General features: G+C 65.1%; 8 protein-coding genes. 2 read left to right on the forward strand and 6 right to left on the reverse strand.

Annotated elements, in window-relative coordinates:
- Positions 1-5: 5 nt before the first annotated feature.
- Entirely contained in the window at positions 6-575 is a 570-nt protein-coding gene (gene efp / locus RJQ10_RS14045; protein ID WP_350147663.1) for an elongation factor P, read from the reverse strand.
- 148 nt (positions 576-723) lie between these two features.
- Here efp and RJQ10_RS14050 point away from each other — a divergent pair, with 148 nt between their 5' ends.
- A complete protein-coding gene (locus tag RJQ10_RS14050) occupies positions 724-2,556 on the forward strand; it encodes a cyclic-di-GMP receptor FimW-related protein (protein ID WP_350147665.1) in 1,833 nt (610 codons plus the stop codon).
- On the opposite strand, the gene serB is transcribed toward RJQ10_RS14050, so the two are convergent.
- Complete coding sequence (gene serB / locus RJQ10_RS14055; RefSeq protein WP_350147667.1) at positions 2,545-3,777, reverse strand: phosphoserine phosphatase SerB; 1,233 nt, start codon at positions 3,775-3,777, stop codon at positions 2,545-2,547. The two genes, RJQ10_RS14050 and serB, sit on opposite strands and share 12 nt — an antisense overlap.
- 272 nt (positions 3,778-4,049) lie before the next feature.
- On the opposite strand from serB, the gene RJQ10_RS14060 reads away from it, so the two are divergent.
- Entirely contained in the window at positions 4,050-5,297 is a 1,248-nt protein-coding gene (locus RJQ10_RS14060) for a hypothetical protein (RefSeq protein ID WP_350147669.1), read from the forward strand.
- A gap of 58 nt (positions 5,298-5,355) precedes the next feature.
- Here RJQ10_RS14060 and RJQ10_RS14065 read toward each other — a convergent pair whose 3' ends face one another.
- The 4 genes from RJQ10_RS14065 to RJQ10_RS14080 form a co-directional block, all read right to left on the reverse strand.
- The gene (locus tag RJQ10_RS14065) at positions 5,356-7,086 is read right to left on the reverse strand and encodes an N-acyl-D-amino-acid deacylase family protein (RefSeq protein ID WP_350147671.1); all 1,731 of its coding nucleotides are present in this window, start codon (positions 7,084-7,086) and stop codon (positions 5,356-5,358) included.
- A gap of 111 nt (positions 7,087-7,197) precedes the next feature.
- Positions 7,198-7,872: a TetR/AcrR family transcriptional regulator gene (locus RJQ10_RS14070; protein WP_350147673.1), complete on the reverse strand. Its 675-nt coding sequence runs from the start codon at positions 7,870-7,872 to the stop codon at positions 7,198-7,200.
- 28 nt (positions 7,873-7,900) lie between these two features.
- Positions 7,901-10,156, reverse strand: coding sequence for a DNA topoisomerase IV subunit A (parC, locus tag RJQ10_RS14075; RefSeq protein ID WP_350147675.1), 2,256 nt, complete (start codon positions 10,154-10,156; stop codon positions 7,901-7,903).
- Between the two features lie 72 nt (positions 10,157-10,228).
- The coding region (locus RJQ10_RS14080; RefSeq protein ID WP_350147677.1) for a cyclic nucleotide-binding domain-containing protein at positions 10,229-10,964 on the reverse strand (736 nt) is incomplete at its 5' end.

Here is a 10,964-nt window from a genome sequence, read left to right on the forward strand (position 1 = left end):
GGAGCTTACTTGCTGACGCGGTTCTGGTATTCACCGGTGCGGGTGTCGACCCGGATAACCTCGCCGGTGGTGACGAACAGGGGAACCTTGACCACGGCCCCGGTACTCAGCTTGGCGGGCTTGTTGCCGCCCTGGGCCGTGTCACCCTTGAGACCCGGATCGGTCTCGACAATTTCCAGCTCGACGAAGTTGGCGGGGGCCACGGACAGCGGGCTGCCGTTGTAGAGCGTCACCTCGCAGTTGTCCTGCTCTTTCAGCCAGAGATAGGATTCTCCCACCGCCTTGGCGTCGGCCTGGTGCTGCTCGAAAGTGTCGGGCTCCATGAAGTACCAGAACTCGCCGTCGTTGTAGAGATACTGCATCGTCCGATCCATCACATCGGCACCTTCCAGGCTCTCGCCGGACTTGAAGGTGCGCTCCCAGACCCGGCCGCTCTTCAGGTTGCGCATGCGCACCCGGTTGAAGGCCTGGCCCTTGCCCGGCTTTACGAACTCGTTTTCGAGAATGCTGCAGGGGTCACCGTCCAGCATGACCTTGAGGCCGGGACGAAACTCGTTGGTGGAAAAATTCGCCATGAAGTTTTACGCCAGTTTTCAAAATGGGCGCCAATAATACCGCACACCGGGCCAGCGGGCGATATTCGGCTGGCGATTGTCGCCCCGGATGGGCTACTCTTGCAGGAAATGGACGTCACCGACAAACCAGCACAGGGAGATCTGGGTCATGGTTGACAAGGCACCTGTCAAGCTGAGGATCCCGCGCCAGGATCTCGACCACTTCGACCTGTTCCCGCTGACCCAGGCAGGGGCGCAATCCTGGACCAACTCCCTGCCGGTGACCAATACCCGTGAAGTCGCCCAGCAGCTGCGCCTGGCACTGGGCGAGCTCAACCGGGTAGCGATGCCTGCGGAGCAGCGCCATGCGATCCTGGAGGAGATGCGGCCGAACCTGACGGTGGCGACCGCCAGCCTCTCCCGCCGCTTCATCAACCAGCCTCTGGTGCTGCCCGAGGAACCGCGGCAGATGGCCGATCTGGCGGACCAGCTGTTCGGGCTGGCCAGTACCGCCTACACACTCGTTGCGGTCCACGCGATTCGCGACCGGGAGAGCATCCGCGACATCAACCCGGCCCGGCTGGTGTGTGAGGCATTGCAGAGGGCCCTCCACTTCACCGGCTGCAAACTGTTCCAGCGTTACCAGCTGTTCCAGACCGGCGACAATCGCGCCTTCCGCACCCTGCACCAACTCTACGCCCTGGCGGAAAGGCAGCAGCTGACGCAGCTGCATGTGACCGGAGCGTCGGCCGATAGCACCACGATTACGGCGACCTGGCTGCAACCTCTATTGCTCTCCTGCTGCAAGCCCAACCAACTGCGCCAGGGCGATCTCGCAGCCATATTCCACGGGCTGCGGCAGTGGAGCGAGCTGGCTACGGTGGGCAGCAACGGCTCGGCCCTGTTCGCCGTGGACCTCGGCGGCGACCAGCCGCCGACCTACGCCAACAGCATCAGGTCAACGGCGGGGGCCGACCTGCGCCTGATTGATACCGGGCCACTGGTTGCCCACCTGCAGGACCTGGCCGCAGCTCGCGATGACGGGGGCAGCCGCCAGGACATCGTGTTCGCGCACGACCTCCGCCTGCAATACAACATTCTGCAGCACATGATTACCTCCCTGTCCTCGGTCAGCATGCGCAACTTCGGCCGCCACGACCTGCAGCAGCCCCTGCATGTCGCTCTGGGGCTGACCAGCACCCACTATTTCGTCGCCGGCGGCCTGAGCTTTGCCGAGGTATTGCATGGCAAGGGTTACCGGCCGCCCGCCGGCGAACGGGTGATCACCAATCCCTTCCTGGTAGAGCGCAAGCGGCGCGATCCCTGGCTGGAAGCAAACGCGGATGATGTCCACAGCGGGGAAGAGGTGGCGGCTCCGGACGACAGCCGCGGTGCGCACAATGTCGAGGTCGACGAGGCAACCCGAGCGGCACTGTCCAGCCTGGAGCTGCCACAACAGGCGGAGGAGGAGCACCGGGAATATGCGGTGACCGCCGTCAACGCCAGTCCCGGAGGCTACTGCCTGGAGTGGGAGCAGGATCACCCGGGTATCTTTCGCAGCGGCGACATTCTCGGTATCCGGGAAGAGCAGGGCGGGGAGTGGCTCATTGCCTCCATTCGCTGGCTGAGTCAGCTTGAGGGCACGAGCAGCATTGTCGGCATTGAGCTGCTGAGCCCGCGAGCCTCAGCCTGGGGAGCGCGGATCCAGCACCGGCAGGGAGGCGCATCGGAGCCGATCCGGGTCTTGCGCCTTCCGGAAATCAAGCTGGTGGGCAAACCGCCGACGCTGATCACCCCGCGCAGCGGCTTCCGCGAGGGCCAGAAAATCACCCTGGTCAGGCACGGCGAAAGCATGCACATCCGGCTGCAGCGGCAGGTCGCCGCTACTGCCACTTACAGCCAGTTCGAGTTCCGCGAAAGCGGCAGCCCGGCACAGAACAAACCCAAGGTGGAGCGCGAGATTCCCGGCTCACCGTTCAAGTCCCTCTGGTCAGAGCTCTGAGCGATCGCCGGCAGGCTGGTAGCGATCGGATATCCCCAGCAGGTAGAGGATCGCATCCAGCCCCAGGGTAGAAATCGACTGTTCCGCCGACTGCTGCACCAGCGGCTTGGCGCGAAAGGCGATGCCAAGCCCGGCAATACTGAGCATGGGCAGGTCGTTGGCGCCGTCACCCACCGCAATGACCTGCTGCAAATCAATGCCCTCGCGGGTCGCTAGCTGACGCAGCAGTGCGGCCTTGCGCTCGCCATCCACGATGACTCCGCTGACCTCTCCGGTAACCTCGCCCTGGGCGATATCGAGCACATTGGCGTGCACGTAGTCGATACCCAGTTCCCGCTGCAGCCGCTCCGCAAAAAAGGTGAAGCCGCCGGAGAGGATGGCGGTCTTGTAGCCCAGCGCGCGCAGCGTGGAGATCAGGTGCCCGGCCCCTTCGGTAATGCGCAGGTTCGCCGCCACTTCCTCAAGGGCCGACTCGGGCAGGCCCTTGAGCAGCGCCACCCGCTGGCGGAAGCTGGCGGCAAAATCCAGCTCACCGCGCATGGCGCGCGCGGTGATGGCGCTGACCTGTTCACCCACGCCCGCCAGCTGCGCCAGCTCATCAATGACTTCGGCCTCAATCAGGGTGGAGTCCATGTCAAAGGCCACCAGGCGCCGGTTGCGGCGAAACATGTTGTCTTCCTGGAAAGCGAGGTCGACCTCCAGGGCGCTGGCCACCTCCAGCAGCTCCTTGCGGAAGACCGCGATATCGGGCAGAGGGCCACGCAGGGAGAACTCGACGCAAGCCTTGCTCAGGGGCGGCAGCTCTCCCAGCGGGATGCGCCCGGACAAGCGCGATATGCCGTCGATCCCCAGGCCGTGCCGCGAAAACACGGCGCTGACCCGCGCCAGCTGGTCGGCGGTAATCTTGCGAGCCAGCAGCGTGGTGATATAGCGGGCCCGCCCCTGGGCGGCCACCCAATCGCCGTAACTCTCCTTGCTGACGTCCTCCCAGCGCAGTTGCAGGCGCTGCGCATCGGCAAACACCTGCAGGGCCCGCTCCAGGCCGGCGCGATCGACATCCGCTGGTATCTCCAGCAACAGACCCATGGAGAGCGTTGCGTGAATGACAGCCTGGCCAATATCCAGCACATTGACAGCGCGCTCCGCCAGCAGCCCGGTAACGCCTGCAGTGAGACCCGGGCGATCCTCGCCGGAAAGGGTAAAAAGGACGATGTCGTTCACGAAAGGCGGTGTCCAGCAGGCGGCAAAGCGGCGTATTCTACCCCCCCTCCCGCTGCGGCGAAACAGTGCGGCCGGCCAGGTGCGGCCGGCCAGGTGCGGCCGGCGAGGTGCGGCCGGCGAGGTGCGGGCGGGGCGCTTCGGGCGGGCGGCTTCGGCCGGACAGGCCCGGACACGGAGCCGGTACGGGACAGGCGAGTACCGATAGTGCCGCGCGGCAGCGACAGCCATGGTTTATACTCGACCGCTTTGCAAACACAGGGAAGCCTACCGGCGTGAGCAACAGATTCCGCGACTCCAGCCTGAGCCACCAACTGGCGCTTGTCGCTGCCCTGGCCTGCCTGCTCATCAGTCTCGCCCTGGTGGTGCTCGCCGCCACCTCCAGCAGGCACATGCAGGAAGTCCAGCAGGCGAGCTTCGGCAACGCCCTGGCGCAGCAGATAGCCCGGCGTATCAGCGTCGCGCTGGAAACCGGCGACCTGCTCAATGTGGCTGCATCCCTGCACCGGTTCGTGGAGTCCTCTTCCGCCGGCAAGGTAGCCATCTTTGACGTTGAAGGCAGGGCCCTGGGCCAGGCCGGTGCCGTAGAGGGGGACCACCGGCGCGAGTATCGCGCTGCCGTGTTGATAGATAACGACCTGGCCGGGGAAGTGGTAATCACCATCGGCACCGATCTGGCGGAAACCGCGCGCACGCGTTTCTTGCTGAGCTTGCTGGGCCTGGCAGTGCTGCTGAGCCTGACCGTCTACGGCGCCACCCGCCATCTCGGCCAACGGCTCCTGGCCAGCCGCCTGCAGCGACAGGCCAGGGCAATTGCCCTGGACGACAACCGCAGCACCAGCCTGCCACCCAATGAACTGATGCAGTTGCAGTATCACATTGACGCGCTGCCCATGGACCTGTTGCGCACCCGCACCGGCACCGGGCCGAAGGAAGAGAACTATCGCGACACTGCGGTCCTGTACCTGCACCTGATCAGCCTGACCGCCTACCTCGACACCCTCGATGAGCGCTCCCTGCACCGCTACACGGACCGCCTGCACCAGATCGTCTATGCCGCCGCCGGCTTCTACGGCGGCCAGCTGCAGGTGGTGCGCCAGTTTGGGCTGGCAGTCTTCTTCAGCGGCAATACCAGCGGTGGCAGCGCCGCCTTTCGCGCCGCCTCCTGCGCCTGGCTGGTGCGCGCCATCAGCAAGGAACTGGAAAAGCAGATGACCCTGTCCCTGAACATCGCCATGGCGGTGGCCCAGAGCGAACTGGGCCGGGGCGACGAGACGGACATCTATCCGGGCCTGTACATCCAGTCCACCCTGGATGAGCTGCAAACCCTGTGCGCCAGCCAACCGCCGCAGGTCATGTTGTCGCCGTCAGTCTGCGAAGACCTGGACGTCAGCAGCCGGCTCGAACAGCGCCCCAGCGAGCTGGGCGATTACAGCATCCTGGAAGAGTTTCTCAACCCCTGGGACGACCTGCTTGAACGCCAGCTGCGGCTGACGCTCAAGCGCCTTGGAGCGCCGCTCTGACAGCACCGCCATCCACCCGGGCAAAGGCAAGCGCGCGGGACGACTGCTAACGCGGCGCTCAGGCCGCCGCGGGAGCCAGCATGGTCCCGGGACGGGCGTCAGTGCCCTGCTGGCCGTCGAAGGTCACCTCGCCGTTTACCATGGTCAGACGCATCGGCGCCGGATCCCGGCTCCAGCGCCAGGTAAAGCCGCCCTTGCCGTCGGGTACATCGTAGACCCGCTTCATCTCGCGCTCCTGCACCTCGTCGAGGTTGAACACCGTGATGTCCGCACGCTTGCCCGCGGCCAGGGTGCCGCGATCACGGAACCCGAAGTGGTCGGCCAGCTTGCCGGTCTGGATATACACCGCTTCCTCCAGGGTCAGCTCGCCGGAGCGCACGAAATCGGTGAACAGCTTGATGTTCTCGCCGCCGCCGCACAGCATCTGGCCATGGGCGCCGGCATCGCTGATATTGCCGACGGAGTAGGGATCCCGCATCAGCTTGAGCACCATCTCCCGGTCGCGCTCAAAGGGCGGCATGGTCACAGTGGACTGCAGACCATTGGCCAGCAGCCATTCAGCCATGGCGTCCGACGGATGCACCGCCCCGATCTGTTGCTGGTACTCTCCCAGGGTCAGGTGGGTGGGGCCTGCACCGTTGTCAGAGTTCATCAGCAGCAGATGTTCCGCCCGTCCGCTGGGAAAGGGGGAGAACTCAAAGGTCTTGGTATCCCAGGATTCGCGCGCGCGCTGGCGCCAGTCCGGATCGCGCAACAGGGCGGCCTTGGCAGCGTCGCCCTCGGCGACAACCACCTCGTGCCAGACATAGTCATTGGACTGGGCAAAGATCAGTGAACTCTGCACGCTCAGGGTTGAAGTCACCGCAATGTGGGCGTAGCCGGTCCAGAAGTCGCGGCCCTCGGCTTTGAACTGTTCGTGGAGCTCCACCAGCGGCGCCTGGATGCCCATCATGTCGCGCTGGAACACCAGCGTCGGCAGGCCGGCCCACTGCACGCGAATGGGCATGCCCTCGGCCAGGCGACCGATGCGACGCATGGTTTCCGGTGCGGTCATGTTGCGGAAAGTATCCACGATCACCTGCAGGGTTGCCCCCGGATGACGGCTGATCACTTCCATCAGCGCACCCAGTTCGGCGTCATCCGCCTGCAGCGAGGGCACCGGACGATCCTGGCCATCGTGGTCGAACAGGTTGGAGGACATGCCGAGTGCGCCCGCGCCCAGGGCCTCGTCCAGCAGGGTGCACATCTTCTTCACTTCCGCGGGGGTGGCCGCACGGTCCCAGGCCTCCATCCCCATCGCCGCCAGCCGCAGGGCAATGTGGCCACAGAAGGCGGCGTAATTGGCGGGCAACTTCACGTTGCGAATCATGGATTCCTTGTACTCGGGCCAGCTGCGCCAGTCCCAGGGCAGCTCCTTGAGGAAAGGCTGCTCGGGAATATCCTCGAAGAAGGAGAAGATGCCCACCACCTCGCGGCGTGCCGCCTCGTCATCAGAGACCGGGGCAACCGAGAAGCCGCAGTTGCCCATGACCACGGTACTGACACCGTAACCGGGCAGGGGGTCCAGTTCCTGGTCCCACCACATGGCGCCGTCGAAGTGGGTGTGGCTTTCGATAAAGCCCGGCGCGACGTGGCAGCCGCTGGCGTCGACCACCTCCTCGCCGGGTTCTGGCTGCAGGCCCGGCGCAACCGCCGTGATCACGCCATCGCGGATGCGCACATCCGCCGCGAATGCTGGAGCACCCGTGCCGTCAACGACCATGCCGTTGCGAATCATTGTCTTGTTCATTCGTCGCTACCTCGTGGATTATGGTTTTTATCCCGCGGGGTAACGGGCGCCTGCACGCCCGAGCACCCCCACTGCCACCAGTGTAGGTATTTTTAATAAGTATTTCTATAATTATTTCAGGGGGCGCTGCAGGTGCCGTTCAAGTCCGTCAACCATGGCCTGGAAACCCAGCTCCAGCACCTGCTGCCGCTGCACTTCGGGCAGGCGCCGGTTGAGCGCGGCCAGATAGGGCGCGTCCTGTTCCACCGCCGCCGCGGTCAGCGGCGCCAAGCGCCGGGCGGGGTCTGCGAACTCTTCGATGTAGATCAGGCCCAGGGCCTGGCTGGTGATCCAGGCCAGCAGCAGAGCCGCATGCTGCTCGTCCGCCCCGGTGGCCTCCAGCACCGCCAGCAGCGGCGCAAGGATGCACCGCCACGCCGGCGTGGCGCGCCCCTCGATGGACATGATCCGCAGCGCCACCGGGTGACGGTCGCAGTGCCGGGCCAGTTCCCGCAACCAGTCCAGCAAAACTGTCTGCCAGGGGGCGTCCGCGGCCGTGCGCGGGGCCCTGAACTGGCCAAAGGAATGGTCCGCGACGGCCTGCAGCAGGACACTGGTGTTGGGGAAATGGTTGTAGAGAGACATGACCGGGCTACCCAGCCTGGCGGCCACTTCCGCCATGCTGATCTCTTCCGGCGCGCGGTCCTCCAGCAGAGACATGGTGGCTTCAATCACCTTTTCACGGGTGATTTTCGGCGGCCGGCCGCGACCGCGGCGGGGGGGTGGCACTGGTTTCTGGCTGGGCACCAAACCTCCTTGCGCGAGCCGGGCCGGGTCAGCCCTCCACCCGCATCCCGTCTACCTTCTGGAAACCCCGCGGCAGCTTGTTGCCGCGGCGGCCGCGCTCGCCCCGGTAGTGCTCCAGCTCACTGAACTTGAGGGTGAGGTGGCGCTTGCCCGCCAGGATCACCAGCGCCTGGACCTCGCTGATCACCTGCACCGCGACCAGGAACTCGTCGCGGCTCTGGACCCGGGCGGAGGGAATCCCCATGATCTTGTTGCCCTTGCCCCGGGCCAGTTGCGGCAGCTCCGCCAGGGGGAACACCAGCAGGCGACCCTCGTTGGACACCGCCGCCACCCAGGCGCCCTCGTCCTGGGCCGGTACCGGTGCCGGCTGCAGCACCTGGCCGCCCTTGGGCAGCGACAGCACGCCCTTGCCGGCGCGATTCTTTCCCTGCAGGTCGGAGTACAGCGCAACGAAGCCGTAGCCGGCATCGCTGGCGAGCAGGAATCGCTGGCTGTCGTCCGCCAGCAGCAGGCCTTCAAACGTGGCTCCGGACGGGGGACTGATGCGCCCGGTAACCGGCTCTCCCTGGCCCCGTGCAGAAGGCAGGTTGTGGGACGGCAGGGTGTAGGCCCGACCGGTGGAATCCAGGATCACAGTGGGCTGGTTGCTGCGGCCGCGAGCCTCCAGCTTGAAGCCGTCGCCGGACTTGTAGCTCAGGCTGGCGGAGTCGATATCGTGACCCTTGGCCGCGCGTATCCAGCCCTTCTCCGAGAGCACCACGGTAATCGGGTCCGCGCTCATCAGTTCCAGTTCGCTGAAGGCGCGGGCCTCCTCGCGCTCCGCGATGGGCGAACGGCGGTCATCGCCAAACTGCTCGGCCACCGCCTGCAGCTCCTTGCGGATCAGGGTCTTCAGACGCGCGTCACTGCCGAGGACCAGCTGCAGCTGGTCGCGCTCCTGCGCCAGCTCATCCTGTTCGCCGCGGATTTTCATTTCTTCCAGCTTGGCGAGGTTGCGCAGCTTCAGCTCCAGGATCGCCTCGGCCTGGGTGTCGCTGAGGCCAAAGCGCGCCATCAGCGCCGCCTTGGGCTTGTCCTCGGTACGGATGATGTGGATCACTTCGTCGATATTGAGGTACGCGACCAGATAGCCTTCGAGGATATGCAGGCGCTTGAGCACCCGGTCCAGGCGGTATTCCAGGCGCCGGCGCACCGTGGTGGTGCGGAACTGCAGCCACTCGCGCAGGATGCGGTCCAGGGATTTTACCCCCGGGCGGCCATCGGTGCCGATCATGTTGAGGTTGACCCGGTAGGTCTTCTCCAGATCGGTGGTGGCGAACAGGTGGCTCATCACCGCCTCGAGATCAACCCGGTTGGAGCGCGGCACAATCACCAGCCGGGTCGGGTTCTCATGGTCCGATTCGTCCCGCAGGTCGGCCACCATGGGCAGCTTTTTCGCCTGCATCTGCTGGGCAATCTGCTCCAGTACCCGGGACCCGGACACCTGGTAGGGCAGGGCGCGGACAATGATGTCACCGCCCTCGCGCTCCCACACCGCCCGCATGCGCAGGCCGCCGCGGCCGGTTTCGTACAGTGCGCGGATCTCCGCCCGGGGAGTGATGATTTCCGCCTCCGTGGGAAAATCCGGGCCCTGCACATGCTCGCACAGCTCGGCTACGGTGGCCCGGGGTGATTCCAGCAGGCGGATGGCGGCGGTCACCACTTCGCGCAGGTTGTGCGGCGGGATATCCGTGGCCATGCCCACGGCGATGCCGGTGGTACCGTTGAGCAGGACGTTGGGCACTTGCGCCGGCAGCACCGACGGCTCCTCCAGGGTACCGTCGAAGTTGGGCACCCAGTCGGCAGTGCCCTGCCCCAGCTCGGCCAGCAAAACATCGGCATAGGCCGTGAGGCGGGATTCGGTATAGCGCATGGCGGCGAAGGATTTGGGATCGTCGGGAGAACCCCAGTTGCCCTGGCCGTCCACCAGCGGGTAGCGGTAGCTGAAGTTCTGGGCCATCAGGACCATGGCCTCATAGGCCGCGCTGTCGCCGTGGGGGTGGAACTTGCCGATCACGTCGCCGACTGTGCGCGCGGATTTCTTGAACTTGGCACTGGCCTTGAGGCCCAGTTCGCTCATGGCATAGATGATGCGCCGCTGTACCGGCTTGAGGCCGTCGCCTATGTGGGGCAGGGCACGGTCGAGGATGACGTACATGGAATAGTCCAGGTACGCCTTTTCCGTATATTTCTGCAACGACACCTGCTCGATGCCGTCGCTGTCGATTTCCACTACTTCAGACATGCAAAAAGAACCTGTAACTGTTTACCCGAGACCCCGGCAGGCGCCCTGCCAGTGCAGGGCGGGGCAGCGCACTCAGCTGCCGCCGGGCCCGTTGCGCAAGCCTACCAGCTGCTCGTTGAGATTGACGATGGAGTTGGCCATGTCCACCAGCAGGCTGTGGATCGTGGCCGGGTTGCTTCTGATCAGATCGGCGAATTGCTCTTTCGGTACCTTCACCACTGAACAGCGGGTCCGTGCGCGCACCGTGGCGCTGCGATCGGATTGGGTGAGCGCCGCCATGGCACCGAATATCTCCCCCTCGCTGATGCGGCCAACGATAACGTCGTCGACGATGACCTCCGCCGTACCGGAAGAGAGGTTGAACACGTAATCTGCCCGCTCACCCTGGTTGATGATTACCTCGCCCGGCTGGTATTCCTCAAAGCCGGGAGTCGCCACCGCGTTGTCCCGGGCGTTGGCGGCTGTTATCCGCAACAGGAGGCCGGCATAGGTGATCATCAGGCGCGTCCAGAGCTTGTTGGCACCGGGATCGGCAAACACGCGCTGCATGAATTCAAGCCCGGGATAGCCGTAGAGACTGGCGCCGGCCTCGCTGCCGTAGAACACCGCCATGCCCGACTGGCTGGCGCCCGCGATATCGGGCAGGAGCAGGTCCCCCTCATCCAGGATATAGACCGTACGACCCCGATAGCGGGCCGACAGGGAGCCGCTGTCAACCAGATAGAACCGGCCACTGTCGAAGCCGCGGAAGTTTCCCTCCCTGACAGTTTCCACTTCCACTCTGACAGGGGGGATATTGACGATCTCA

The sequence above is a fragment of the Haliea sp. genome (genome assembly GCF_040222615.1).
Classification (GTDB): Bacteria; Pseudomonadota; Gammaproteobacteria; order Pseudomonadales; family Halieaceae; genus Haliea.